The organism is Candidatus Poriferisocius sp. (assembly GCF_965219775.1).
Classification (GTDB): Bacteria; Actinomycetota; Acidimicrobiia; order Acidimicrobiales; family Bin134; genus Poriferisocius.
Window position 1 is genome coordinate 2,710,154 of sequence record NZ_OZ244793.1, and the last position, 25,750, is coordinate 2,735,903.

20 protein-coding genes are annotated in these 25,750 nt (G+C 64.6%); 16 read left to right on the forward strand and 4 right to left on the reverse strand.

The window, feature by feature from the left end; all coding sequences use genetic code 11:
• Nucleotides 1-8: 8 nt before the first annotated feature.
• Nucleotides 9-455 carry a DUF488 family protein gene (locus tag ACOQPQ_RS12220; RefSeq protein ID WP_420639703.1) on the reverse strand — a complete coding sequence of 149 codons (447 nt, stop codon included), beginning with the start codon at nucleotides 453-455 and terminating at the stop codon, nucleotides 9-11.
• A 232-nt stretch (nucleotides 456-687) separates the two neighbouring features.
• Here ACOQPQ_RS12220 and ACOQPQ_RS12225 point away from each other — a divergent pair, with 232 nt between their 5' ends.
• From ACOQPQ_RS12225 to ACOQPQ_RS12245, 5 genes are all read left to right on the forward strand, one after another.
• Nucleotides 688-1,122 (forward strand): hypothetical protein, encoded by a 435-nt coding sequence (locus tag ACOQPQ_RS12225; RefSeq protein ID WP_420639704.1) that lies wholly within the window; start codon nucleotides 688-690, stop codon nucleotides 1,120-1,122.
• A 263-nt stretch (nucleotides 1,123-1,385) separates the two neighbouring features.
• Entirely contained in the window at nucleotides 1,386-2,159 is a 774-nt protein-coding gene (locus ACOQPQ_RS12230) for a hypothetical protein (RefSeq protein WP_420639705.1), read from the forward strand.
• Nucleotides 2,160-2,203: 44 nt separating this feature from the next.
• Complete coding sequence (locus tag ACOQPQ_RS12235; protein ID WP_420639706.1) at nucleotides 2,204-2,848, forward strand: hypothetical protein; 645 nt, start codon at nucleotides 2,204-2,206, stop codon at nucleotides 2,846-2,848.
• Between the two features lie 601 nt (nucleotides 2,849-3,449).
• Nucleotides 3,450-8,522, forward strand: a complete 5,073-nt coding sequence (locus tag ACOQPQ_RS12240) for an AAA domain-containing protein (RefSeq protein WP_420639707.1) — start codon at nucleotides 3,450-3,452, stop codon at nucleotides 8,520-8,522.
• 64 nt (nucleotides 8,523-8,586) lie between these two features.
• Complete coding sequence (locus tag ACOQPQ_RS12245) at nucleotides 8,587-8,847, forward strand: DUF3024 domain-containing protein (protein WP_420639708.1); 261 nt, start codon at nucleotides 8,587-8,589, stop codon at nucleotides 8,845-8,847.
• Nucleotides 8,848-8,861: 14 nt separating this feature from the next.
• Here ACOQPQ_RS12245 and ACOQPQ_RS12250 read toward each other — a convergent pair whose 3' ends face one another.
• A complete protein-coding gene (locus ACOQPQ_RS12250) occupies nucleotides 8,862-10,058 on the reverse strand; it encodes a Fic family protein (protein ID WP_420639709.1) in 1,197 nt (398 codons plus the stop codon).
• Nucleotides 10,059-10,582: 524 nt separating this feature from the next.
• On the opposite strand from ACOQPQ_RS12250, the gene ACOQPQ_RS12255 reads away from it, so the two are divergent.
• From ACOQPQ_RS12255 to ACOQPQ_RS12280, 6 genes are all read left to right on the forward strand, one after another.
• Complete coding sequence (locus ACOQPQ_RS12255) at nucleotides 10,583-10,729, forward strand: hypothetical protein (RefSeq protein WP_420639710.1); 147 nt, start codon at nucleotides 10,583-10,585, stop codon at nucleotides 10,727-10,729.
• On the forward strand, nucleotides 10,726-11,133 hold the full coding sequence (locus ACOQPQ_RS12260; RefSeq protein ID WP_420639711.1) for a helix-turn-helix domain-containing protein: 408 nt from the start codon (nucleotides 10,726-10,728) through the stop codon (nucleotides 11,131-11,133). Before ACOQPQ_RS12255 ends, ACOQPQ_RS12260 begins: the two co-directional genes overlap by 4 nt.
• Before the next feature lie 704 nt (nucleotides 11,134-11,837).
• Nucleotides 11,838-12,299: a helix-turn-helix domain-containing protein gene (locus tag ACOQPQ_RS12265; RefSeq protein ID WP_420639712.1), complete on the forward strand. Its 462-nt coding sequence runs from the start codon at nucleotides 11,838-11,840 to the stop codon at nucleotides 12,297-12,299.
• 9 nt (nucleotides 12,300-12,308) lie between these two features.
• Nucleotides 12,309-12,857, forward strand: a complete 549-nt coding sequence (locus ACOQPQ_RS12270; protein ID WP_420639713.1) for a PIN domain-containing protein — start codon at nucleotides 12,309-12,311, stop codon at nucleotides 12,855-12,857.
• A 477-nt stretch (nucleotides 12,858-13,334) separates the two neighbouring features.
• A complete protein-coding gene (locus ACOQPQ_RS12275; RefSeq protein WP_420639714.1) occupies nucleotides 13,335-14,855 on the forward strand; it encodes a reverse transcriptase domain-containing protein in 1,521 nt (506 codons plus the stop codon).
• A gap of 172 nt (nucleotides 14,856-15,027) precedes the next feature.
• The gene (locus ACOQPQ_RS12280) at nucleotides 15,028-16,065 is read left to right on the forward strand and encodes a transcriptional regulator (RefSeq protein WP_420639715.1); all 1,038 of its coding nucleotides are present in this window, start codon (nucleotides 15,028-15,030) and stop codon (nucleotides 16,063-16,065) included.
• A gap of 114 nt (nucleotides 16,066-16,179) precedes the next feature.
• On the opposite strand, the gene ACOQPQ_RS12285 is transcribed toward ACOQPQ_RS12280, so the two are convergent.
• Both ACOQPQ_RS12285 and ACOQPQ_RS12290 read right to left on the reverse strand, forming a co-directional pair.
• Nucleotides 16,180-16,725, reverse strand: a complete 546-nt coding sequence (locus ACOQPQ_RS12285; RefSeq protein ID WP_420639716.1) for a nucleotidyl transferase AbiEii/AbiGii toxin family protein — start codon at nucleotides 16,723-16,725, stop codon at nucleotides 16,180-16,182.
• Nucleotides 16,722-17,048 carry a helix-turn-helix domain-containing protein gene (locus ACOQPQ_RS12290; RefSeq protein WP_420639717.1) on the reverse strand — a complete coding sequence of 109 codons (327 nt, stop codon included), beginning with the start codon at nucleotides 17,046-17,048 and terminating at the stop codon, nucleotides 16,722-16,724. The genes ACOQPQ_RS12285 and ACOQPQ_RS12290 overlap by 4 nt, the downstream gene beginning before the upstream one ends.
• Nucleotides 17,049-17,356: 308 nt before the next feature.
• Here ACOQPQ_RS12290 and ACOQPQ_RS12295 point away from each other — a divergent pair, with 308 nt between their 5' ends.
• The 5 genes from ACOQPQ_RS12295 to ACOQPQ_RS12315 all read left to right on the forward strand — a co-directional run bounded on the left by ACOQPQ_RS12295 (nucleotide 17,357) and on the right by ACOQPQ_RS12315 (nucleotide 25,748).
• Nucleotides 17,357-17,611 carry a hypothetical protein gene (locus tag ACOQPQ_RS12295; protein ID WP_420639718.1) on the forward strand — a complete coding sequence of 85 codons (255 nt, stop codon included), beginning with the start codon at nucleotides 17,357-17,359 and terminating at the stop codon, nucleotides 17,609-17,611.
• A gap of 173 nt (nucleotides 17,612-17,784) precedes the next feature.
• Nucleotides 17,785-19,062: an amidohydrolase family protein gene (locus tag ACOQPQ_RS12300; RefSeq protein WP_420639719.1), complete on the forward strand. Its 1,278-nt coding sequence runs from the start codon at nucleotides 17,785-17,787 to the stop codon at nucleotides 19,060-19,062.
• Between the two features lie 135 nt (nucleotides 19,063-19,197).
• Nucleotides 19,198-20,697: an ABC transporter substrate-binding protein gene (locus ACOQPQ_RS12305; protein WP_420639720.1), complete on the forward strand. Its 1,500-nt coding sequence runs from the start codon at nucleotides 19,198-19,200 to the stop codon at nucleotides 20,695-20,697.
• A gap of 30 nt (nucleotides 20,698-20,727) precedes the next feature.
• Nucleotides 20,728-22,929 (forward strand): ATP-binding protein, encoded by a 2,202-nt coding sequence (locus tag ACOQPQ_RS12310; protein WP_420639721.1) that lies wholly within the window; start codon nucleotides 20,728-20,730, stop codon nucleotides 22,927-22,929.
• A gap of 8 nt (nucleotides 22,930-22,937) precedes the next feature.
• On the forward strand, nucleotides 22,938-25,748 hold the full coding sequence (locus tag ACOQPQ_RS12315) for an ABC transporter permease subunit (RefSeq protein WP_420639722.1): 2,811 nt from the start codon (nucleotides 22,938-22,940) through the stop codon (nucleotides 25,746-25,748).
• Nucleotides 25,749-25,750 lie beyond the last annotated feature (2 nt).

The following is a 25,750-nucleotide window of genomic DNA, read 5'->3' on the forward strand; positions in this document are numbered from 1 at the left end:
CAATCCTCCTAGAGCTCTACAAGCTGGAGTTCAGGTGCATCGCGCAAAGCGGACTCGGTGATGCAGGAGCGGTGGCAGTCGGCGTGGTCGCGCTCGTAGCAGAAGAGAGCGATTCGCCTAGATCGCGCAAGCTCCACGATTTCGTCTTTGGTCGGGCTGGCGCCAATGGCCAGGTGTCTCTCGTATCGTCGGCGCGCCTCGCGAAGGCCCCGTCGAAAGCCATCGCGGTTGTCCTTCGGGTTCCCAAGGGCACGCTCATGGCGGTATTCGATGCCGGCGTTCGCTAAGGCCCTAGCGAGGGCGGTCTTTGAGAAGCCACGCTTTCGAGAGATCGCGTTGAGACGAACGTCGACTAGGACCTGCACCTGTGCGTCTCGCAAGACGGAGACCAACTCGTCAATCGTTCGGCGCTCGTAGCCAACGGACACGAGTTTGCCAGTGATTCGCGACCCCATGCGTCTAGCCTAGGTGGCCCTCGGTTCGCAGGAACACCCCTGCGTCCTCGGAGTTTCGAGTGCGCCTTGCTGAGGCATCGAAGCGCTGAGCGAGGGCTTCGTCGAGTTGAGCGTCGATGGCGGGGAAGAGGTGGTCATGAGTCCCGAGGGTGACGTTGATCGTTGAGTGGCCCATGCGCTCCGTGAACGCCCCGGGGAGGGCGCCCTCGGCAATCTGGAAGGTGGCGTAAGTGTGCCAGTTGTCGACTCGCTTCGCTACACAGCCGACACGGCAGCCATCTACGTCTCGAACGGTGAGGACACGCCCTACTTCGTAGACGTGGCAGTTGAGCTGCGCCCGAGGCGGCCGATTCGAGTGCTCATTTCCTCGATCTGGGTCATGGTCGTGTTCGCCATCGGAGTCGCCATACTCCTCCCCGAGGGGGACCAACTCGCAGCCAACCTTGCGTTGCTCACTTTCCCCCTTACGCTTGCGGGAGCCATCGTGCTCACCCGGGACACATCGGCTGTCTCTCATCGGCTTCAGGAGAGGAGCCGGGTCGGCCTGGCGATCATGATCGCGCTCCTGTGGTTTGTGGCGGCCCTCCGCCTAGTGGCCTCCGATGTTGATCTCGGGTGGCTTGGCGAGACCCTGGAACAAGGGCGAGACGCCCTCGAGCGGCTCTAGACTTGGTAGACAGGACACTTGGGAGGCCGTGTGGCAAAGAACGGAGCTAAGGGCAAAGGGCGCGTGGGTGCAGTGACCGGACGCTCTCAGGTCAAGAACACGCGCACGGGCCTGTGGACCAAGCGCGACACCTCCTCAGGTCGGTTCATTGCGACCAAGCAGTCAGGGGGCTCCTTCAAGGGCGTCCGCCGCGAGACGTAACCGCGTCGTCCGCCGGGGACCGCGAGGCGGACTGGTGCAAGCGCTCGTGCGACTGAACTGCTGTGTCGATCGTGGTTGCTGATTCGCTTCATTCGGCCGCGGCGACCTTCTTAGAGGAGTCTTGGGCGCAGTTGGAGCAGCTCCGCGTGCTCCCACGTCCACGGCACAGGCCTTTCTTGAGCTTCGGGACCGACTACTTCGGGCCCGACCTTTCGTCAGATGCTATGGCTGACCTGGAGGACGCGCTCGTGGAGGCGTTCCCGCAGCGGCTCGCTCACAGCATGAAGACCGATGGATCGGGAATCAGTGTGGATCGAGCACGAGAAGTCGCCAGCACCTACATCTTCTCGATGCTTGAGCGGGCGTGCGCGTACGAGGCGAGGATGCCGAGAAGCGAAGCCTTCTCGCGGGCTATCGAGGACCTACTCGCCTTCGTCGGCTCAGACACGAATCAGATTGCGACCCATCGCATCGTGTCGCATCTGAAGTTGAGCGACCCAATATCAGTCCGGGACGAGAGCGTGGAGATAAGACCACTGGGGGATCCCGGGAGGTTGGACATCCGGGGTCAGACAGGTCTCCCTGGGCTGGAGCGAGGGGAGCAAATCCTCTTCTCGCAACACCCTCACGTGATCATTAGCGCCACCGGCGAGTATCGCCCAGCCCTCGAGTGGGCGGAGCAGCTCGAAGAGCCAGCCAGACGTCTGGACAGGGCAGTGATGGCAATCCGACTCTTCAGGAGAACGTCGGCCCGGAACATCCGAGAGTGGTCCGGCTTCGTCGAAGCAGGTGCCTTCACCCGGCCGTTGTCAAGGTCGTGGCCCTACGACCCCTAACTGCATCGGCGCTTGCGGATGCGGAGGATGTCGCAACCCTTAGCGTGAGCGACGTCAGAGCCTTTCAGCAGTTCTCCGACAGGCTGGATGAGACGATCGCTCAGGCAGATGCGCTGGCGATCAAGCGGAAGCTCGGTGCCGTTGGCTGGTTCTCGGCCCTGCGGTCGTTCCAGGACTCGTTTGGATTCGATGGCTGGACTGAGCAGGTACCGCGTCTGATTCGAGCAATGGAGGGAGCGCTCTTGCCTGAGGGAGCTAGGGAAGCGGTCAAGCACCGCCTTAGACAGCGCCTCTGCCTCCTGCTGCAGGTTGATTCGGAGTCAAGCGACTTGCTCTTCGACGATATCGGTCACCTCTACGATATGAGGTCAGAAGTCGAGCACGCCGCGGATGTTAAGGCCGCCAAGCTCTTGGGACGGATTCGCTCCGTCGCCGGCGCGGCAGGTGAACGCAGCGACGGCGTTGACGAGTGGCGAGCGATCGGGAGTCTGCGTGATCTCGTCCGCCGGTCGATCGTCACGCGGATCGTGCTGGCGACAGGAGATAGCCCGATGTGGCCGATCGACGACACGAAGGCGATAGATAGGAGGCTCCTCGAAGATGGCTTCCGGGCCAGATGTCGGGAGCAACTCGCCGCCGCAGACGCCGAACTCGGCCTCCGTCTGTCCCTGGGGTCACGCACAGCGTGAAGTCCGCGCGCCGCATCCCTACCTTCTCGCGATCGGAGTAGCGAGGATCGACTTGTATCGGACAAGACCAGCAAGCCGCTGATATGGGCCTCGCGTGCCCACCACCGCGCGGTCCCACTGACCGCCACCGCGCAGAACCCAATGACCATTGACACCGACGAACGGTCGGAAGCTCCCGACGGGCTTCCTGTTCAGCCGGGCGCTCGCAGCAGGCGGCCTGCGCAGGATCGAACAAGCCGTCACCCGGGAACGGCTGCAAGCCCGACGCATTGAGGGACGGGCACTCCGATTCAGATGACCCAGCGGCCAAGCCCCGCCCCGAGGGGCAGGGCCAGACCAATGGTGATCAACCGATGCGGCGTCAAGGGTCGGCCACGGGACTCCGCTAAGCTCCGTGTCCTCGCCTTCGCCTGCCGGCGATCCCTTGACCCCAAGAACCGGCCCACTCCGCTGATCTGGCGCAGAATGGAGAGACTTATGGCAGATCAGCCTCTGACTACCTCGCACCCGAACAGGGCGCCCGGATCGAATCAGGCGCGGAGATGGTCGAGGGATGAAGGTGTGCGCGATGAGTAATGAATCGACGCAGAGGGTCCTCAGTTTGGTCGATTTTCTGGCGGCGTTCGACGCACAGAAGAATCCGCCGGTCCATGACATCTCGAGCTACGGGCTCTTCAAACTCGATGGTGACGGACTGCCCGACGTCTCTGGCGTGAGGCTTACGCCTGCGGACTCGCTCTGGTTAACGGTGGACTTCGTCGAACTTCCGACCCGTCCGGCCGTGCCCGAACATCTCGACTGGCTCCTCGGGCCCGCAGCTGAGTTGAACGCGCACAATCGACCGGCCGTCGAGCTTCCCGAGAACCCAACCGAAGATGACTTCGCTCTCGCCGAAGAAGCCGAGTCCTGGGTCACCACCACGTGGGAGCCGTGGGCTGGTGTCTACAAGGATGCTCGGGCTGCGAAGGACCTCTACCGTGACTTGTTCGAACAGCGGGAGCGGCTCCTTGCTGATCGAGATTCGCTCGAACTTGTATGGGGCTTCGGACGGCTTCAACAGGAGGCTCGGCCCGGCGAACGCATCGATCATCCTCTGCTGACCATTCCGGTTGAGATCGAGAAAGATGAGAATACCCGGCAACTCTCGGTGCGTCCTGCTGGAGCGGTTGAGGCGGAGTCTCTCTTCCTAGCCGACGTCGAGATCGACGACCGGGAAGCCTTCAATGCGATTCGGCGCGCCATTGCCGACGATGAGTCGGCGATCGATCTGTGGGACGAGGACGAGACACGGGAGCTTCTCCGGAGGCTGACTCGAGCGATCGACCACGAAGGCGGCCTTGCTGGCGAAGTCGACTCCCGGCCTGGCGTGGCCTTGGCCGACGAGTCCTGGACGCTCTTCCTCCGGCGCCGTCGCCCCAACTACCAGGGCTTTCTGGACGATCTTCGTGAGCTGTACAACTCGGGTGCCATCCCGCCCGACTCTCTGCAGGCGGTGGTGATCGACTCTCCTTCGACGCTGGTTGAGGACTGGGAGCCCAGAAACTCAAACAGCGAGCCTCTCCTTCTGCCGCTGGCATCCAACGAGGAACAGCAACGAATTCTGCAGTTGGCTCAGCACAGGCCAGGAGTAACCGTCCAGGGGCCACCAGGAACTGGCAAGTCGCACACGATCGCTAACATCATAAGCCACTACGTGGCCTACGGGCGTCGAGTCCTCGTTGTCGCCGAGAAGGAACAGGCCCTCAGAGTGCTCGCTGACAAGGTCCCTCCAGAGATTCGCGATCTGACGGTGTCGGTCCTTGGGACGGACGAGGAAGGGCGCCGGCGTCTGGAATCATCGATTCGACAGATCCAAACGCGGGTCTCTGCGATTGATCGCGTCTATGCGGGTGAGCAGATTCGGCGCCTAGAAGAAGAATTGGACTTGATCGACCGCGGGATCGCCATTGCGACCGACCGGCTCTTGTCCGTCCGCTCATCCGAAGTGAATCAGCTACCGGGTACCTGGGCTGCCGGCGCCGGGATCACCCCTGCGACAGCTGCGAAGTGGCTCGCTGAGAACACTCAGCGGTTGGGGTACATACCCGACGCGCTGGAAGTTTCGACGTCAGCACCGTTCGGAGCGTCCGATCTGGCCGAATACGTCGAGCTCCTGAGACGAGTCGGTGTCGAGCGCGCAACATCCTGTGCCTTCACCCTTCCCACTCTGAGCGAGCTTCCCACTGGTTCCGAACTCTCTGCCCGCTTCGAATCATTGCGGGTGGCAACCGAAGGTGTCCAACAGGTCCTTCCCCACATCATGAGTTGGGAACGAATCGATGCAGCGGATCCATCGCTGCTTGGCCAGCTCCTCGCCGGCGTGAAGAACGAACTCGACCGGCTGACCGGACCTGCCGACGGGTGGGAGCAGCGCCTCCGTGAGCAGTTGGTGGATCCTGCGCTCGTCACAGGCTGGCAGGACTTCGCCGCTAGATGTCGGAGCGAACGAGAGGCCCTGCTCAAAGCGGGACAGTCGCTCGAAGCGCACGAGATCGTTGTTCCTGGGGATGTCAGCCACGAGTTCGAGAAGGCTCTCGGCGAAGCTGAGGCTCGTCTACGAGAGAAAGGAAGACTCGGGATCTTCGCCGGCGACCGGAAGAAGACGCTGGAGCAATGCTCGGTCGACGGGCGTGTGCCCGCGACCGGTGAAGAAGTCAGACTCTGCCTCCGCAAGGTCTGGCTGGATCAATCGAGGCGGAGGCTTCAGACGCTGTGGTCCAATCGAGTTGCCCGGATCGACGGGCCCGCGCTCGAGGGCGCGGTGCCTGAGGACCTGATCGGAAGTCTTCTTGAACGGCTGGAGGACACGCTCAACGAGGGTGTTCGGCAGTCCGAGATCGCCCGCGCTCTGACCGATCTCGGAATCACCTCTCCTCCTAAACCTGCGATCCCAGATCTCGAGCTCCTTCGACAGGTCCTTGAGTTGCTGCCACATAGGGGCGAACAACTATCTGCTCGGTCCTATGTGCAGGAACTTACTTGTCGTCTCGCCCAAGGAGCGGAGGAAGATGACGCCTCGCCTCTCTGGTCGCTGTTGGCTGATGCTGCGGAGCGGCAAGACACGCTCGCATGGGATCAATTTCGCTCGGACGTAGAAGAACTCACGTCGATCGCACCGCAAGCCATGCGCCTCCGTGAGCTGCACCAGGCGCTCCGCGGTGTAGCTCCAATCTGGGCTGAACGAATTGCTACGAATCCTGATGCGGCGGGGTTCCCCGCCGAGTTCGACTTGGCCTGGCAATGGCGGCAACTCCGCACCTGGATTGACGAAATCGAGGGAACTGGCGACCCCGCCAAACTGCAGCGCGAACTCGAGGAGCTGGCGAACAATCGCCGCCGGACCGTTACGTCCCTAGTGTCAGAGATGGCATGGCTCCGGCTCGCCGACAACGTCGGCGACGCCGAGCGACAAGCGCTCAATAGCTACCTCCAGGCAGTGAGGCGCTATGGAAGGACCGGCGGGAAGTTCGCGGCCCGATGGCTCGCCCAGATTCGAACGGCGCTCAATGAGTCCAAGGACGCCGTGCCTGTATGGATAATGCCAACCCATCGTGCGCTCACCAGCTTTCGGCCGGACGCAACCCCGCGATTCGACGTCCTCGTTATCGACGAGTCGTCGCAGCTGGGGCTGGAGGCACTCCCGCTTCTCAGCTTGGCCAAGTCGACCATCGTGGTCGGCGACAACAAGCAGACCAGTCCCGAGAACGTCGGTCTCAACCGTCAGCCGGTCTTCGATCTTCTGGAGCAGTACCTCGCCGGGATCCCCAATTATCAGACCCTCTTCGATCCTGACAGCAGCCTCTACGATCTCGCTTTTCAGAAGTTCCCTGACGTAGTGATGCTCACCGAACACTTTCGGTCGCTGCCCCAGATCATCCAATTCTCGAACCTCCACGCCTACGACAACTCAATCGTCCCACTCCGAGATCAGCTGCCAAGACCCGCTTGGCCCTGTGTCGGAGCGATCAAGGTAGAGGACGGATATCGCGAAGGCCATGTGAACGAACCAGAAGCTCACGCAGTCGTTGACTTGCTCGCTGAGCTGTGCGATGACCCGGACTACGACGGAATGACGTTTGGTGTCATCTCGCTGTTGGCCACGGCGCAATCCAAGCGGATCTGGGACCTTCTCTATGAGCGGCTCGGCCCTGACGTGATTCTGGAGCGTGAGATCAGATGCGGTGAACCAGCGAACTTCCAAGGCGATGAACGCGACGTGATGATCATCTCAACGGTCGTGGCCACCGACCCTCTGAAGCCACAGGGTCGCATCGCAGCCATGGCTGGACTTCCTGCAGCCAGGCGCATCAACGTCGCCGCATCGCGCGCCCGTGACCAGATGTGGGTTGTACATTCCGTGGAGCCGGATCGATTTCCCAACGGAGATCTGCGTGGCGAACTGATCCGCTACTGTCGAAACCCCGGAGCACTTGCCGTTGACCTCGATCGCCTCGAGGAGAAGTGTGAATCGGAATTCGAGAGAGCAGTCGTCCGAGAGATCCTCAGTCGCGGCTACCGGATGGTCAAGGTCCAGTACCCCGTCGGCCGGTTCCGAATCGACATCGTCGTCGAAGGCCCCGACGCAAGGCTGGCGATCGAGGTCGACGGTGACCACTGGCACGGCGAAGACGCCTGGCATCGAGACCGCGCCAGAGAGATGGTGCTCGAACGCGCTGGCTGGACCTTCGAGCGCATTCGGGGCTCGTCGTTCTATCTCGACCGGGCTACCGCGCTCGAACCGCTCTGGAGACGACTTGAGGAACTGGGTATCCCCACCGGTGACGAATGGATCTCCCAGCCGACCGCTTCGACGGTCCGCTCGGTTCGAGATGCCGGAGCCTCAGCGGCGGACGACGAAGACACGGCTGAGGAATCTCTTGGCGGCGGCCGAAGTGCGGAGATCCCCGTCCAGAGCAGGGCCGCCTGGCGGCCCATCACGGGCGAGCCGAGCGGGCACGAGAACGGCCCGGCGACCGACCGCGGAATTGGGGAAGCTCGCCCAATGGCCAGCCCCGTGGAGACCGAGATATTCCCGGCCTGGCCGACAGCCGCCGCGGAGGGAACAGAAGCCCGAACTGACGCGCCCTCGACGAGCCACGACCGACAGCCCCTGGACCTAAACCAGTTTCGGGAGTGGCAGCCGCACGCGCTCCCGGAGCTGGCGTTCGCCACACAGGAAGAAGTTGTCGCCGGGCTCGTCGAGATCGTCTCCGCTGAAGGGCCCATGCATGCTCTCCGTGCTTACCAGCTATACGCCAAGGCGGCCGGCGGCAACCGTGTCGGGAAGGAGATGAGGCGGGTCTTCAACCGGGCTGTTTTCCGGGCCTTGCGGTCGGGTCAGCTTGCGCAGATCTCAGATTCGCTGGTTGGACAGATCGAGAAGACTCTCCACTTGCCGGATGCTCCTCCGGTCGTCCTTCGAGAGCGTGGATCACGACGGCTCTACGAGATCCCACGCTCAGAGATCAAGTTACTCCTGGAGACCGTTGGTCCGCTCACTTCGATGGAGCAGCTGAAGCGATCGGCACTGGAAGCTCTCGACATGACGAAGTTGACGCGACGAGCGGGGGAGTACTTCGAGGAATGCCTGGACTACATGTGGACGCCCTCGTCTGAGGCTCCCGATGGCCCCTGAGTTCGACGCGAATCGGGTGCGGAAGAGGGCACACTAGAAGACGCCGCCGGAGTACCGCGACGAGATGCGGGTTGAGGTGGACGAGACGCCCCGGGGGTTGACGATCTTCGACTGTCGGCCGCCTTGGAGCGACATGATCGGACCGGATTGGACTCGCACGCCGATCGCCCGGCTCGGATACGTGAAGTCGCGCAATGAGTGGACCCTCTATTGGGCAGACCGCAACTCCAAGTTCCAGCGCTACTGGGACGCCGAGCCGACGCCGCACGTCGGTGAACTTCTCGACGAAATCGATGCCGACCGCTCTTGCATCTTCTGGGGTTGAGGGGCCGGCGGGCCTCAGCTCTTCTCGGGTCGTTGGTGCACGTGCCGGACGGGTCGATCGCTTCTCGTGTTTCCCGTTGGGCTGGCGAGCGCTCGCTCGAGACTGGTGAACAGGTCGAGAACCTCGGTGGCCTCGAAGACCCGGTACCGCTGTCGGCCGACGTTGCGCTGACGCAGCACGCCCGCTTCGGCCAAGGCGTTGACTGCTTCAGTTGTTCGCGCCTTGGACCGGCCGATCAGCTTGCTGGCCGACTCCACGGTGACGATCGGCGCGCCGGGTAGGACGCGCAACAGCAGGTCGGTGCTGCAGTTTGCTCGGGCGCGGCCAACTTTCGAGCGCCACAAGGCCGTGATGCGCTTGATGTCTTGGCTGTAGGCCTCGGCGTCTCGACAGGCTCGGCTGGTGGCGGTGGCGAACATTCGTAGCCACTCGCCCGCGGCAGCGGACCGTTCGGCGCTGTCGGGTTCGCTGAGGTGGCGGAAGGTCATCAACCCGTTGACGTAGTCGTCGGACCACATGGCCAGCACGAGACTGATTGGCGGCACGAAAGTGGGAGCGAGGCCCCGGCGTCGCAGCACGACATGGATCAGGGCTCGGCCGGCGCGTCCGTTGCTGTCGGCGAAGGGGTGCAGCCTTTCGAACTGTGCGTGGGCGACGGCGGCCTGGACGAGGGGGGAGTGCTCGTCGCCGTTGACGTAGTCGAGCAGGTCGGTCAGCAGGTCGTCGAGGTACTCGTGTGGCGGAGGGACGAAGGTGGCGTTGCACGGGTTGAATGAGTTTCCGCCGATCCAGTTCTGCCCCTTTCGGACGACACCACCGATCTCGGGTGTGGGGGAGCTGTCCATCAACGTGCAGTGGAACGAGAGCAGATCGTCGAGTTCGATTGGGTCGACTCCGGTGGCGAACTCGACGGCCGATTCCATCGCGGCGATGTTGCCTATCACTTCGATCGAGACGCGATCGTTGGCGTCACCGCCGAGCGCGATCGCGGCCTCGGCTTGGGCGAGGCTACGGGCCGCGGCCTCGAGGCCTTCGATCTTGGAGGACCCGACCGATTCGGCCCGCAGCAGGAACCGTGCCAGACCTTCGGGGCTCCCGTGAGTTGTGCCCGCGTTGTTCAGCGCGCGAACCACAGCTTCGGCGGGGATCGACAGGTCCCAGTCGGCGAGGTACGCGTCGTAGTCGCAGCTGCGCCGACCTCGTCGACTCATCCCCCGGAAGTTCCCGTCCCAGCGCCTCCGCAAGTGTGAAGCCATGACTGCTCTAAGTATCAGTTATCTAATAACTGGAACTTAGATCTGGTCGAGATCAACGAATCTTGGAGCTCCAGGGCGGGATCCACCGAGTTCCCCTGCCACCAACCAGAAGGCCCGGAGACCCAACAGTTTCCGGGCATTCGCTGGTGTCCCGAACCCGTCGGTCGAACACCGTGCATTCGCCGTGGTCCTTCGCCGGGCGAGCGATGAGTCGGAACTCGCTGGCCTGTGCGGCGCTCACGGGGAGTCCGATCGGTTCAACTCCACGGACATTGATGACCGGGTTGCCAGTCGGTGCTGTCTGCCGAGTGGCGTACGACCTCTCGGTCCTGAGGTTCCGTAGCAGCGCCGCGAGACGGTTCAGGTGATCTCGTCCCACGCGTCGATCATGGCCGGCCAATACGACTCCATACGCCGATGGTCCACCGGTTTTTCGGATCCCAGATGTCTGGTTCACCGATACCGAGACCGACGAAGAAGTGGCGGTCGTGATGCTCGCCGGCGACAAGACCACGTTGGGTAGCGAGTGGTATCCCGGCGTCGTCAACCAGATCGAAAGCACCATGGTCGGCGACTGGGAACGAACCCATCCGACGCAGAACGCCCAAGCCAGGAGGACACGATGACCAACACGAAGCGAGCCGTCATCCCCGACGGTGCCGACACTCACAGCGATGACGACTTCGCCGGTTCCACCGACCGGGTCCTACGGGCTCGGGACGAGGCGATGCAGGACCCGAAGTTCGCAGCCGCCGTGGAAACGAAGCGCTCGGCGATCAACCGACGAATCGCCACACTCGCAGCGTTGCGGAAGGCAAGGGGCCTGACCCAGGCACAGTTGACCCATGACCTGGGAATGACCCAAGGGGAGATCTCACGCCTGGAACGCAGAGAGAACCTGCACCTGGCGACGCTCGCACGATTCATCGAGGCGACTGGTGGTCGGCTGCGTATCACTGCGGTGTACGACGACGACGAGGTCGAAGTCGGCATCGGTGATCTCATTGGCGCCGCCGCGGGCCCCGAGTAGAGGCCCAAGATTGCTCACGGAATTCTCACGAAACTGCGGGGACGCAGCGGGGAGCAGCAGGGCAGACCGGTCGCCCGGCGGAGCCGCTGACCAGCGATTTCTCGTATCTCCCCAGGTCAGAGGGGTTAACGCAGCGTCTTCATCGCCCGAAGATCGCGGCTTCAAGTCCCGACCCCGCCACTGCGTGAAATTCAAAGTCCCTTGCCATCTAGATGTTCCGTCGTCGGGGTCGCTCGCCAGGCGCCGACACCGCTACGGCCTTGGACAGATCCTGTTCGACCTCGGCGTCGTCGCGTGGAACTCCCCGTCGTACGGGCGGGCGTCCCTGGCCACCCCAGACAATTGCCGCCCGGAGGTAGAGGGGCTCCTTGGTTGGGCGTGTACGGGTGGTCACACAAGGCACCCTAGCCAAGCCAGCATGTTCAGCGGCCCCCCCTCACCTCTCCTCGAATGCCGGACCTACCCCCGGCGGTCATGCGCAGGGGTGAGTTCTATGGATCGGCGCCCCAGAGCACCTCGCGAGCATGGACACCGTAGCGGTCAAAGGACAACAAGGTGGCGGGCTCATGTCTCACCCTTGCCGCTGGCTTGTGTCGGCCCCGCACCGCCCCCCGTTCCTTGTGGGCCTGCTTCAACGAAGGTCCGGAGAGTTGCGTTTCTTTCGAATTGCTCTACGATAGAGGCTGACGCAAGGAGTTGTCGCCATGACGTCATCGACCCTCGATCACACGGTTCTTCCACCCGAGCAGCCACTTGACGGCCTGCTCGCGCTCTTGACTGGGGCTGATGCGCCGTCGGCGACGCTAACAGGCCCCGACGGAGAGCAGCTCCTGTTGCCCCCGGAGGTCTTCGAGGTGCTTCGAGAAGTGGTGGCGGCAATGGCAAGGGGTCAGGCGGTCACCATCGCCCCGGTGCATCAGCGGCTCACGACCCAGGAGGGGGCGGAGTTGCTCGGCGTCAGCCGGCCGACGTTTGTGAAGCTGCTCGAAGACGGTGAGATTCCCTACGAACGGCCCGGACGCCATCGCCGTGTCTTGCTCTCCGATGTCCTCTCCTACCGCGATCGACGTTCCCTGCAGGCTCGCGAGGCGCTCGACCGCATGGTCGAGATCGCCGACCAAAGCGGCATGTACGAGCAGACGGCAACATCGAAGCGCACCCGCTGACCCACTCTCGTGGCGTTCACCGTCGTCCTCGACACGTGTGTGCTCTATCCCGCGCACCTGCGGGACAGCCTCCTCCGCTTCGCCGAGCGCGGGCTGTACCGCGCGCAGTGGTCAGAGGCCATCCTCATCGAACTCGAACGAAACCTCGTCAAGGCCGGAGTGACCAAGCCCGCAATCGATCACCTGCTTGATCAGATGCGGCTGGCATTCCCAAACGCCAATATCAAGGGGTACCTGCCGCTCATCCCAGCAATGACGTGCGACGACAAGGATCGTCACGTGCTGGCCGCAGCGGTCCGATCTGAGGCTGCAGCCATCGTCACTTTCAACACCAATGACTTCCCTGATGAGAGCGTTGACCCGTTCGAGGTCGAAGTCATTCATCCCGACCCCTTTCTTCTCGATCTTCTCGACCTCTCCCCTCGAACGGTCATCGATGAGCTTGGAAGACAGGCAGTCGCGAACCGGAGAAAGCCGAAATCGGTCCCTGCGCTCCTCGACGCCCTCGCGCGAGCGGGAGTGCCCCAGTTCGCAGACGAAGTTCGAAGGCGGCAGTAGACGGTCAGCGCGCCGATCGGGTGGGTCAGACGTCTCCGGGCCATTACACGAAGGCCATCCCCCCTCAGAGATGTGCGGTGTCGTCGTTCTGTCCGACGACTGGGGGGACCGCCGAGTGGAACTCACCGCAGGGGAGTGGCCGCTATGCCGATCTCGCTTGGGAGATCTGCCAAATGGTCTCAAGGCAGCCATGGGTGAGCAACGATGCGCAATGGTCAAAGACCCTTGTGCCGCGCGATTCTGCTGCTAGGGCTTGGGCATGGGCCCCTCTTGGATCGGTATCCTGTCTTTAGCCCCCTAGGGGGGTAGGCCACCGGAGACCTGCTGAGTCACACCGGGGTTCATCACCCTGTGGCTCGAACCGGGTGCTGCGTCGTCAGACATAGCATCCGCTTGATTGCGACTTTTCCCTTCCGGAATCTCAGGAGGCCGGGTCCGGCCCCTTGGGGCCGGACCTCACCAGCGGGAGGCGTGGCCATGGGAGTCGAAGCAGAGATTCGCCGGGAGGCAAGGCGGCTCATCGTGCGGCACGAAACACAGGCACGCCTCCTTGCCGAGGGAAGCGTCCGCCGTGCTCTTCGGACGACCGATCCTCAGCCAAGCCTGAGGACCAAGAGGCCGAGCAGTTGGGAGCTTGACGATGGTTTCAACCCTTATCTCGCTCGGGCACGAGCTTCACGCATAGCCCATAGCATTCGCGCACGGCTCCGGGACCGCACGTACCAGCCTCGGAATCCCGTTAGATTCTCGGTCGAAAAGCCGGACGCTACTTCCCGCGAGGTCTGCATCTACCAGGTAGCTGACAGCGCGGTGTCCAAAATGTTATTCGAAGGGATCCTGAGGAAGAACTTGCCGATCCTGAGTGCCAGGGCATACGCATATCGAAAGGACGTGTCAGCACAGGACGCAATCCAGTATGTGCGTTCCGAGTTCACACGTCACAGCCGACTCTTTGTCGCTGAGTATGACTTCACCAAGTATTTTGACACAATTGACCATGACCACATTCGACGGATCCTCTTCAACCACTTCTTGTTGACTGAAATAGAAAAGCGAGCCATTGAAGGATTCCTGCGTGTCGCTCCGAGCGACAGCTCATCTTACACATCTCTCGGTGGTAACCCCAGAGAGAGTGGGATTCCCCAAGGCACATCGATCTCATTGTTCTTGGCTAATGTTGCAGCATGGGAGCTTGATCGTGGACTTGAACAGATTGGAGTTGGGTTTGTCAGGTATGCCGATGACACCCTGCTCTGGTCTGCAGACTATGGGCGCATTTGCGAGGCCGTTAGGCTTCTTCATGAGCATGCCGAGAAAATTGGTGTCAATGTGAACCTTGAGAAGTCCCCTGGAGTGCGGCTTCTTGTCCCACCTGGAGCTGAGACTGAGATACAGTCGACAGACAGCGTTGACTATCTTGGTTACCGGCTTGGTCTCGGAAGCACAACTCTAAAAGATGCTGCGATTGCCAGAGTCAAGAAGCGAATTGATCAGCTGACATATTGGGGCCTTCTACATGAGCCGATTCACAAGAAACAGAACCCTTGTCGATTCGCCGGCAATGTAGATAGAGACTACGTGTCCGTCATCTGGAGAATTCGAAGGTATCTTTACGGAGACTTATCTGAGAAGGCCGTCCGGCGGTACCAGCGGCGAGAAGCTCCACTGCGGCGATTCCGTGGAGTGATGTCCGCATACCCGCTCATCGATGATTGTGAGGAACTCGCAGATCTGGACACTTGGATCCTCGACAAGCTCTTCCTCTCTGTACGAAAGCGCACAGTTCTGCTTGAAGAGCAAGGGCTGGGTTCAGCTCTCCCACCACCCCACTACCTACCCCGTTCTGGGCTTAGGACGCTGGAAACGATCGGAACCACAACTGGCCAGACGATCGATCTTTCTGTACCGAGCGTGCGGAGGATTGCTGCGGTCATCCGCTCTGCTGCTGCTCAGCACGGCCCCAGTGTCGTGGGGCGGGCCGAAGTCTATGACTACTGAATGGCGATTTGAGGCGTTCCACCTGCCGAAGGGGCCGGTACCAAACTAGGAGTCCGGGTCGGCCAGCACCTGCGGTCAAGGGTCATGTTGATGGCGATGCTGGTGGAGCTGATTTGGGGCAGTGTTCTGTGTTCTCGTATACAAGTACACAGAACACTGCTAGAGTGGGGGCATGGTCAGGAGGACCGCTGCTGAGATTGAGAGCGGTGCCGTCGACGCGCTGATTGGCGCTCTCGAGAGTCTTGGCGTGGACGCGTCAGTGACGGCGGTGAATGTGCCGGAGTTGGACTTCGTGGTGAAGGCCGCAGGGCGGCGCTTCGGAGTCGAGGTGAAATCGGTGATCACCTCCGCGCTCGGGCAGGAACTTGCTCGTGATCGGGAGCGCGATCGTGTTCCGAGCCTCATGGTCGCAGATCGGATCTCCTCTGATGCCAAGCAGACGTTCCGCAACACGGGCATCAACTACTTCGACCGGCGGGGTGAGTTGCGGATCGTCGACCCGCCGCTCGTCATCGACACGGTAGTGGAGTCGGCGCAGCCGATCGGGATGGGGGCGCGAGGCTCGCTCGACAGCCAGGTTGCCAAGGAGGTGGCGATCGCGTGCCTCCTGACGCCGGACCGGCCGCACGGTGTCCGCGAGATCGCCCGCTACCTCGACCGGGCCCCAAGTGCAGTCTCGAACGGGATGGCCGGGCTGCGCGAAGACGGTCTGCTGACCTCCGACGGTGAGGCGATGGTTCCGGACCTCTTTCAGGAACTTCTGGCGGTGTGGCGAAGACGAGCCATCCCTCTGGCTGCGCTGCCCGACCCCAGTACTCGGAGCGCAGAACGCCTCGGGCTCGGCCTCGACCAACCCGCGGACACGATGGGGTGGGCGCTCACCGACACCCTCGCTGCCGTGTCGTGGGGCATGCCGATCGTGGCACGGGGCGACCATCCCCCCGACTTCTACGTGCCCTCGGAGTCGGAGTTCCGGGCGGCCCGCTCCGTTCTCGGCGATGCGGACGACGCGAACCGCCGCGCCTGCACCATCGCTTTGGCGCCGGTCCGGCTCACCTGTCTGCGGCGTGTCGATCACTCCAAGACGACAGGTGAGGGGTGGCCGGTGGCCAACCACATCATCGTCGCCCTCGATATCGCCCAAGACCGCGCCCGCGGCCTCGAAGTTCTCGACCAGTGGCATCCCGACGGGATCGTCCGTGCCTGGTGACCCGGTCATCCTCGTCGCCGACCTTGGACGAGTGCTCCAGTAGCCGCCCATAAGAGAATTGCCTGGATCACCGACGTCGTTTGTGCAGAGGCGTGTCAGGGTTTTGGGGGTAGGTCATGGCTGGGTGGTGAGGAGGGTGGCGAGGCGGTTGTATCTGGGGTCGTCGTCGCCGGTGATTCGGCTGACCCAGCGGAGGGCTTCAGCGGCGTCAATGTGGGCTCCGAGCCCGAGCATGGCTTCGATGTCGATCCAGTCCTTGGGCCGGTCGAACACGGCCTTGCAGACGGTGAGGTGGGTGGCGGAGAGCACCCGGATGTTGCGGTCCCCGAAGGGCACGGTAATGGCCGCACGGTGGGCGGCGGTGTGGAAGGGGTCGTAGGAGAAGAACAGGTCGATGGGTGTGCCGTCCCAGGTGATGCGGACTTGGCCGTGAGCGGCGGCAGTTTCGGCAGCGCCACTTGTTTCGGCACCGAGCCGGTCGAGGGGTTCGAGTACTTCGGCGGCCCGGTCTGAAGGCACGAAGACGTTGATGTCGATGTCAATGGTGGCCCGGGGTTCGGCGTGATAGGCGAGGGTGATGGCACCCCCGAAGGCGTGGGGGATGGGTTCCAGGGCACGGTCGACGGCCAAGATCTTCTCGGGCAGCGACAGTCGGGTCATTGCGAGGAGATTCGGGGGAAGGTGAGCGGAGCGCGGGGGCGGTGCCCGACGGCGTCGGCCAACAGGAGCACGTCCATGAGGCGGTCGGCGTGTTCTCGGGGGCTCGCCGGTGGGGGGATGTCGGGCGGTGTGGGGGCCAGGCGCAGCTCCAGGCGGTTGCCGGTGGCGGCGATCAGGCGGCGCAGCGTGCCGGTGGTGGGGTCGCGGCGCCCGTTCTCGTAAGCGGAGATCACCGGCTGGCTCGTGCCCGCCCGGGCAGCCAAGGCCGCCTGGCTCAGGCCGGAGCGCTGCCGGGCCACCCGAAGGAGCTCTCCCGGTTCCACGACAACACTCTACTATATCGACTTGTCTATAGCAGCCCCGCTTCGCCCCCGGCAGCAGGCAACACGGCGTGGGGGTCTATTGCGTTTCCTCGTCCGAGGCCGTCGGTGGGAGGAAGGCTCTGATGACGGTGTCGTTGGATTGCCAGCCGTGGGGTTTCTTGACGACGAGCCCAACGTCTCTGAGCCGGTTGAGGTCTTGGCTGAGCGTGCGAGGCCCGGTCCTGGCGTAGAGGGCGGCGAGCTTGGGGGTGAGTCCCGGCAGGTCGCTCTTGGGGATCGTCGGACCGGAACGTGTCGCCTTCCAGCCAGTGGGCGAGTCGTTCGACGAGGTGCTCACAGTCCTCAGGTGGTGCCCCCCGGTAGCCGCCAACACCGACGGAGTAGTCCCGGACCTTCCCCGGAACCACATGGTGCTCGTACTGAGTGCCGTCGAGCACCTGGCGGTTGTAGTCGCTGAACAGCTCGGCCGTGATGGCAGGCAGGTCGCCGCTCATGACTTGTCGGTCGATCGCCATCAAGGCGTCCAGGACGTTCTTGACCTCCCGCTCCTGGTAGGCCCTTGACGGCGGGGCACGGAACGTGCCGTGTAGGATTCCTGCGACCTGGTCCTCGGTGAGGGTATTGCCCTCGATGGCCGTGGTGGCGAGGCCACCGCCGTTTCGCACCGGTGGCCGATGACCTAGGATCGGGGACGATCGTTCTCGCTCGGTGAGAATCATGTTTCGGGAGGCATCTCATGGTCATCCAGGACACCAACGGCGCAGCCGACTCGTTTGACGACGATTTCGTAGTCTCGGGCGACGGCCACCTGCTCGAGCCCACCGATCTGTTCAAGACCCGGCTGCCTTCTCACTTGCGCGACCGGGCGGTGTGGGAGGAGGAGTTCGAGTTGGACGAGCCGTGGGTGGAAGGCGGGGCCCGGGTGTTCCGGCGCCTCCACACCGCCGGTTACGAGGGCTGGACCGTGTCGCGCTATCGCCAGACCGGGGGGCGCATGCCCGAAGGCGACCCCCAGTGCATTCTCGAGGACATGGACCTCGACGGCGTGGATGTCCAGGTCATGCATCCGAACCTGTCGCTGTTCGGCCTCTACTCGGACGATCACGAGCTGTCCATGGCCCACGCCCGGGTGTACAACGACTACGTGGTGGAGCGTTTCTCGGAGCACTTCGATCGTCTGGTGTTCACCGCCCCCGTCCCGATCACCGATTTGGACGACGCCGTCGCCGAGATCGAGCGAATTGCCGACATGGGTTTGCGGGCCGCGCTCTTGCCGGCGACGCCGCCCCGCAACTACTACACCCGCGACCTCGACCCCGTCTGGGATGCTCTGAGCGCCACCGGGGTTCAGGTTTTCTTCCACACCCAGACCGGCGGGGTCCGCGTGGACGACGCCGAGGCCATCACCCTCAAGGTGGTGCTGGAGAACGCGGCGCAGGTCAACCAGCCGATGACCGAGAGGGCGGCGGCCAAGAGAATGGTCACCCAGGCGGTACACAGCATCTTCGTGCCGAGCCAGTTGATCTGCCACCTGGTCGGGGCGGGCGTGCCCGAGCGCCATCCCGACCTGCACTTCTCGCTCATCGAATTCAACGCCCACTGGCTGGCGTCGCTCGTCGGCGGAATGGACAAGTGCTGGGTGACCGGCGTCGGCCAGGACGCCGACTGGTGGCTCGGCAAGTGGGACGACTCGCGACCGGCGGACGATCAACCCGACATGGCCCAGCTCTTCCGGCTCAACGAGAAGTGGCCCTATCCGCTCATGCCCAGCGAGTACGTGCAGCGCCAGTTTCACGTGCAGTTCCAGGACGACCCGGTGGCCATCGCCTGCAGGCACATCACCGGGCTGTCCACGCTGGTATGGGGCAACGACTACCCCCACGCCGAGGGCACCTTCCGCTCCAGCGGTGAGCTGAACCGCCGCCAGTTCGCCGGGGTTCCTACCGACGAACGCCAGGCAATGCTGGGCGGCACCCTGGCCGGCGTCCTCGGTCTCGACCCGGTGCGCGCCTGAGCCTGGCCGGCGCGCCGGACCGCGGGCCGGGCTGAGAACACAGTTACCAGGGGGTGGAAATGCCACTCCCGCTGGGCGTAGTGTCTGAACACGGGGCCACGACGTGGTTCCGCACCCGCAAGATGGAGGGGGACCATGAAGCGTTCTCGACTGACGGTGCTCGGCGCACTGCTCGCCGCGGTGTTGCTGGCGGCCGCCTGCAGCAGTTCGGACGATCCGGCAGCGACCGACGAGGGGCCGGAGGAGGCCCCGTCGCAGCCCGAGCCCACGGCCGCCGAGCCGGAGGAGGCCCCGCCGCAGGCCGAACCGGCGGACCCCGAGCCGGAGGAGGCCCCGTCGCAGCCCGAACCGGCCGAGGACACGTCCGGTGAGGAAGGATCCAGTGGGGCCGGGTCGGAGGACGAGCCCGCGCCAGCGCCCACCGAGGAGCCGCCCCCGGTGGTGCCCGAGGGCTCGACGGTGGGAATCACCGACGACTCCATCACCGTGGCGGTGTTGCGCAGTGACACCACCGCCCTGGAGGAAGCAGGCATCCTGCCCTTCCTGGGCGACCTTCAGCAGAACTACCGGGTCTTCGCGCAACTCGCCAACGAGAACGGGGGTGCCGGCGGGCGCGACATCGAGGTGGTGTTCCATTCGTTCCCACCCGGTGCGGCCCCCTCCGACCAACAAGCGGCGTGCATCGCGGCCACCGAGGACGACGAGGCCGCCGTGGTCCACTTCGTCGGCGGCGTGTCGGCGGAAGCGGTGCTGTGCGCCACCGAGGGCCACGACCGGATCACCTACATGTTGTCGGGCGTGCTGCCCCAGTCGATCTTCGACCGTTCCAACGACCTGCTGTTCTCCCACTCGGTGACCACCGAGCGGCTGATGGCCGCCTGGCCCTCGATGCTGGACGCCAACGGCACGTTGCAAGGGGCAACCCTCGGTCTGATCCGGGGCGACATCGGTGAGCACGAGGTGGCCGCCGAGGTTCTCGAAGCCGCGCTCGGCGATCTCGGCTACGAATTGGCCGAACAACTGGCCCTGCCCTGCCAGGGCACCGCCTGCGGTCAGGTCGAACTGGCGGTGGAGCGGATGCAAAGCGCCGGGGTCGACACCGTCTTCTCGCTCATGCCGGTCTCGGCGTACGCGGCCGCGGTCGGCATCGCCGACGCCGCGGGTTGGGACCCGCAGTGGCTCTCCAGCGACATCGAGAACCAGGTCTTCACCGCTCCCACCCAGGCGGTGTTCTCCCGGGTGGCCGAACCGTTCGACGGCACCATCGGCCTCACCTACGGTCTCGACCGCCTGAGCCCCGACCTCGAGGGGGAAGACTGCTACGACCGCTTCAGCGCCGTGACCGGGGCGTCGTACGAGAGCGACAGCGATGCGTGGAGCGCGGTGGCCAGTGCCTGTGAGTTCATGACCAACCTGGTGGCGGCGGCCAACTGGTCGCAGGACACCTACGGCACCCTCAACCAGACCACCTTGGTCGAGGGGTTCGAGACCTTGACCGACTACCGGCTCGGGGACATCGTCGGTTCGTGGAGCGACGACAAGCACAACGCCCCCGACATCGTGACGCTGAAGACGTTCAGCGCCGAGTGCGTCTGCTGGACCGAGATCGAAGGGGCGCGGACCGAACTCGAGTAGCGCCTGAGGCCTACGGACCGAACTCGGGTCATGCCTGAGGCTTCGGAAACGGGGACGCCGGCGTCGCTGGTCGCCGGCGTCCTGGACGAGGAAGAACGCCGCCAGGCGCAGCAGCGGGCCGCCACTGCGAGTCGGCGTGAAACAACGGGTTCCTTCGATGCCGAGCAGTTGACCCTGCGCCAGGGCCTGCGCCAAGGGGGGTTCGGGCTCGTCGGGGTCATCGGGCTTCTCGGTTTCGTGGAGGTACTCGAAACCTCGGCCTTCGCGGTCATCGCGCCCGACATCCAGGAGTCGCTCGATGTGTCCGACGCCACCATCGGAGCGATCGGCGGGGCATTCGGCATTCTGTTCCTCCTGGGCTCCATCCCGGTCAGCTCGCTGGCCGACCGGGTGCCCCGCAAGCTCGTGGTGGGCGTGGCCATGTCGTTGTGGTCGGCGGTGATCCTGGCCACTTCGGCCATCAGCAACGCCTTCTTGTTGTTCATGGCCCGGGTGGGGGCCGGCCTCGGCCAGTCGTACTACATACCGGTGGCCGGTCCGATGCTGATGGACGGGTATCCCATCGGGGCGCGGGCGAAGATCTTCGCGACCAACGGCTGGTTCCAGATGGCCGGCCAGGCGCTGGGCCCGCTGGTGGCGGGGGTGACGGTGGCCATCGCCGGGGGTGACGACGCGTGGCGCTGGGTGTTCGTCGTCATGGGCCTGGCGGGCATTCCGCTGGTGTTCGCCGCCTTCTCCATGCGCGAGCCCCGCCGGGGCCGCCACGAGATGCAGGCGGTGCTGGGGGAGGAGCTGGCCGAGGAGGACGACGAACTGCCGATCTCGCTGTCGGTGGCCTTCGCCCGTCTGCGCAAGATCCAGTCCTTCTACTACTACCTGACGGGCATGGCGGCCATCGGGTTCGCCCTGTTCAGCACCGTGATCTTCATCAATCTGCACCTCGAGGAACACTTCGGGCTCACGCCGTTCGAGCGTGGCGTCTTCGGCTCGCTCACCATCCTGCCGGGGTTCGTCGGGGCCGCCGTGTCCGGCAAGCGCGCCGACGCCCTGTTCAAGGAGCATCCCTCCCGGTCCATGGTGTTCATCGGCGGGCTCGTGGTCACCCTGGGCGTGTTCCAGGTGATCGGGCTGTGGATGCCGACGGTCTTGCTGTTCGGTGTGTTCCTGGCCATCTCCTTCGGCTTCTCGCGGGCGGCGTTCGCCATCCTGCCCGGCGTGATCGCCGCGGTGATCCCCTATCGCCTCCGGTCCCGGGGCACGGCGCTGGTCGGCATCTACATGTTCTTGTTCGGGGCCTTTCTGGGAGCGGTGATCACCGGCATGCTCAGCGATGCCCTGGGGGAGCGGGCTGCGCTCACCATCGTGATCCTTCCGGCCACGCTCATCGGCGGATCCCTGATGGTGTACGGCTCTCGGTTTATCGAGGGTGACATCGCTATGGTCATCGAGGAGCTGCACGAGGAGCGCGACGAGGCGGAGCGAATGGCGGCGGCCGCCGCCGAGGACATCCCGACGCTGCAGGTCCGGAATCTGGACTTCTCCTACGGCAAGGTTCAGGTGCTGTTCGACATCGCCTTCGAGGTCCGCAAGGGAGAGTCGCTCGCCCTGCTCGGCACCAACGGAGCGGGCAAGTCCACCGTGCTCCGGGTTATCTCGGGATTGGGAGTGCCCCAGCGGGGCGTGGTGCGACTCAACGGCCGGACCATCACCTACGCCGATCCCGAGGTCCGGGCCCGCATCGGGGTCGTGCAGCTCGCCGGGGGCAAAGCCGTGTTTCCCACCTTGTCGTGCGAGGAGAATCTCCGGATGGCGGGCTTCCGCTACGAGCGGGCGGACTGCGACCGCCGGATCGAGCGGGTGTACGACGTGTTCCCCGATCTCGCCGAGCGACGGCGGAAGACCGCCGGGCAGCTCTCGGGTGGCCAGCAGCAAATGCTGGCCCTGGCCATGACGCTCATGCACGATCCGGAGCTGCTCATCATCGACGAGCTGTCGCTCGGGTTGGCCCCGGTGGTCGTCCAGCAGCTCCTCGAGGTGATCGAGCGTCTGCGGGCCGAAGGCCAGACCATGATCATCGTCGAGCAGTCCTTGAACGTGGCGCTGACGGTGGCCGACCGGGCCGTCTTCCTGGAGAAGGGTCAAGTCCGCTTCGAGGGCGCGGCCCGAGAACTGGCCGAGCGCGACGATCTGGCCCGGGCCGTGTTCCTCGGACAGACCGAGAGCGGAGGCTGAGGCCCGACGTGGAGATCACCCGGCAAATCGTCTTCACGGGCGCGGTAACCGGCCTCACCTACGGGGTGATGGCCGTCGGACTGGTGCTCATCTTCCGGTCCAGCCGGGTGGTGAACATTGCCCACGCCGAGATCGGTGCCTTCGGAGCGGCCCTGCTCGCCCTCCTGGCCATCAAATGGGACGTGCCCTACGTGGTGGCCCTCTTGGCCGGCCTCGCCGCGGGGGCGCTGCTGGGAGCTGTCATCGAATTCACGGTCGTCCGCCGCTTGGCCGCGTCGGCCCGAGTCATCCTGTTCGTGGCCACCATGGGTGCGGCCCAGGTGGTGTTCCTGATCAGCGTGTCGTTGCCGCGCGTGGCCACGGTGGCCGACTTCCCGGCCCCGTTCGAGAATCGGTGGGAACTGCTCGGCATACGGATACGAGCCGACCACCTGCTGGTGTTGATCGTCGTGCCGATTGTGACCATAGCGTTGGCCTGGTTCCTCGAGCGCACGAAGTACGGCACGGCCATCCGGGCCTCGGCGGACAATGCCGACGCGGCGCGGATGTCGGCCATCAGCACCAAGAAGATGTCGGCCATCGTGTGGACACTGGCGGGCCTGTTGTCGGCCATCACCGCCGTGCTCGTGGCGCCGCTCAAGGGTGGGGGCACGGCCATAGAGGCGGCGGCGCTCGGTCCGGGGCTGTTGCTGCGGGCCCTGGCGGCCGCGCTGGTGGCCCGTATGCGGTCGCTCCCGGTGGCGCTCGGCGCCGGTGCTGTGATCGGTGTGGCCGAAGCGGTGACGCTGTGGAACTACTTCGACCAGCCGGGCCTCATCGACGCCGCCTTGTTCGTGGTCGTGCTCGTGGCCGTCCTCTCGTTCGTTCGTCGCGAGGCCGGTGACGATCGGGCCCAGTCGATGTCGTTCGCCCCGCGGACGCGGCCCGTGCCCCCCCAACTGCAGGCCTTCTGGTGGGTTCGGCGCCTCCCGCAGATCGTGGTCACCGTGGCGCTGCTGGTTGCCGTCGTGCTGCCCTTTGTCGTGACCCGGCCGTCGCGGCACTTCTTGTACTCCACGATGCTGCTGTTGGCCATCGTGGGCATGTCCTTGACGCTGTTGACCGGCTGGGCCGGCCAGCTCTCGCTCGGCCAGTTCGCGTTCGCCGGGGTCGGAGCGTTCGTCACCACGGCGCTCGTGCGGGGTCTGGAGTTCCAATGGTGGGTATTCGACGTCGAGATTCCCGTGGTCTCGTTCGAGTGGGCCCTGGTGCTGGCCGCGGTGGTGTGCTTGGTGGTAGCCGTCATCGTCGGATTGCCGGCGCTGCGCGTGCGCGGACTGTTCCTGGCCATCACCACGCTGGCCTTCGCCGTGATGGCCGAGAACTGGCTCTTCAGGCGCGACGCCCTCACCGGGGGCGATTCCATCGTTCGGCTGCCCCGGGCCCGCTGGGGGGACAGCTTCGATCTGGTGTCGCAGCGCACCTACTACTTCGTGTGCCTCGGCGTGCTGTGCGCATGCGCATTGCTGCTGAGCAAGGTTCGCGCCAGCGGGGTGGGTCGCTCCCTCATCGCGGTGCGCGACAACGAGCAGAACGCCGCCGCCTACACGGTGTCCCCGGCGCGCATGAAGCTGTTGGCGTTCGCCATGGCCGGGATGCTCGCCGGGCTGGCGGGTGGCCTCTTGGCCGGGCTGCGAGTCCAATTCGGGGGCGAGGCGTTCGGGCCCGACGAGTCTCTCCGGGTGGTGGCCATCGCCGTGATCGGCGGTCTTTCCTCGATCTGGGGCGCGGTGCTGGGTGCGCTGTGGGTGGTCGGCCTGCCCGCGTTGTTCGGGGACACCGACCAGATCCGGCTGCTGACCTCGGGCGTGGGGCTGCTCATCTTGTTGATGTATCTCCCCGGCGGCCTCATCCAGGTGGCCTACTCGCTGCGGGACGCCATCTTCGCCGCGGCGGCCCGCAGGCTCCCCGAACGTCCGGTGGATCGGGTGGACGCCCCCATTCCGGCGCGGGTGGCCACTCACGCGGCCGCCGACGGCGCCGCCGCCGCCCTGGAAACGCGACAGGTGAGCGTGTCGTTCGGCGGTGTGCGGGCGGTGTCGGGCGTCGATCTGGAGGTTCGTCCCGGTGAGGTGGTCGGCTTGATCGGCACGAACGGGGCGGGCAAGTCGACCCTGATGAACGCCGTGGGTGGCTTCGTGCCCTCGACCGGTTCGGTGGCCATCTTCGGCAGGAATGTCAAGGGCTTCTCGCCGAGCCGGCGGGCGGGCCTCGGGCTGGGGCGCACCTTCCAACAGGCCGACCTCTTCCCCGACCTCACAGTTCGCGAGACGATCCTGGTCGCGCTCGAGGCTCGGGGGCGGTCGCAGGTGATCCCGACGGTGCTCGGCCTTCCGTCGGCTCGCCGACGCGAGCGCACCAAGAGCGGTGAGGCCGACGACCTGATCGCCTTCTTCGGCCTCGGCCGCTATGGGTCATCGTTCATCAGCGAGCTGTCCACGGGTACCCGTCGCATCGTGGAACTCGCGTGCCTGGTGGCCCTGGAGGCGAAGATATTGTGCCTCGACGAGCCCACCGCGGGCATCGCCCAGCGGGAGACCGAGGCGTTCGCCCCGCTGATCCTGCGCATTCGCGAAGAGTTGGGGGCGTCGCTGTTGGTCATCGAGCACGACATGCCCTTCATCATGGGCATCAGCGACCGGGTGTACTGCCTGGAGGCCGGGCAGGTCATCGCCGAAGGCACCCCCGACGCCGTGCGCAACGACCCCGCGGTGATCGCCAGCTATCTCGGGACCGACCAGCGGGCCATCGCCCGATCCGACACCGTGGCCAAGACCTGACG

What these genes read in the sequence shown, in the direction of transcription:
- ACOQPQ_RS12220 (WP_420639703.1), bottom strand. Translation starts at nt 455, where the DNA reads ATGGGGTCGCGAATCACTGGCAAACTCGTGTCCGTTGGCTACGAGCGC.
- ACOQPQ_RS12245 (WP_420639708.1), top strand. Translation starts at nt 8,587, where the DNA reads ATGCGGGTTGAGGTGGACGAGACGCCCCGGGGGTTGACGATCTTCGAC.
- ACOQPQ_RS12250 (WP_420639709.1), bottom strand. Translation starts at nt 10,058, where the DNA reads ATGAGTCGACGAGGTCGGCGCAGCTGCGACTACGACGCGTACCTCGCC.
- ACOQPQ_RS12260 (WP_420639711.1), top strand. Translation starts at nt 10,726, where the DNA reads ATGACCAACACGAAGCGAGCCGTCATCCCCGACGGTGCCGACACTCAC.
- ACOQPQ_RS12265 (WP_420639712.1), top strand. Translation starts at nt 11,838, where the DNA reads ATGACGTCATCGACCCTCGATCACACGGTTCTTCCACCCGAGCAGCCA.
- ACOQPQ_RS12275 (WP_420639714.1), top strand. Translation starts at nt 13,335, where the DNA reads ATGGGAGTCGAAGCAGAGATTCGCCGGGAGGCAAGGCGGCTCATCGTG.
- ACOQPQ_RS12280 (WP_420639715.1), top strand. Translation starts at nt 15,028, where the DNA reads ATGGTCAGGAGGACCGCTGCTGAGATTGAGAGCGGTGCCGTCGACGCG.
- ACOQPQ_RS12285 (WP_420639716.1), bottom strand. Translation starts at nt 16,725, where the DNA reads ATGACCCGACTGTCGCTGCCCGAGAAGATCTTGGCCGTCGACCGTGCC.
- ACOQPQ_RS12300 (WP_420639719.1), top strand. Translation starts at nt 17,785, where the DNA reads ATGGTCATCCAGGACACCAACGGCGCAGCCGACTCGTTTGACGACGAT.
- ACOQPQ_RS12305 (WP_420639720.1), top strand. Translation starts at nt 19,198, where the DNA reads ATGAAGCGTTCTCGACTGACGGTGCTCGGCGCACTGCTCGCCGCGGTG.
- ACOQPQ_RS12310 (WP_420639721.1), top strand. Translation starts at nt 20,728, where the DNA reads ATGCCTGAGGCTTCGGAAACGGGGACGCCGGCGTCGCTGGTCGCCGGC.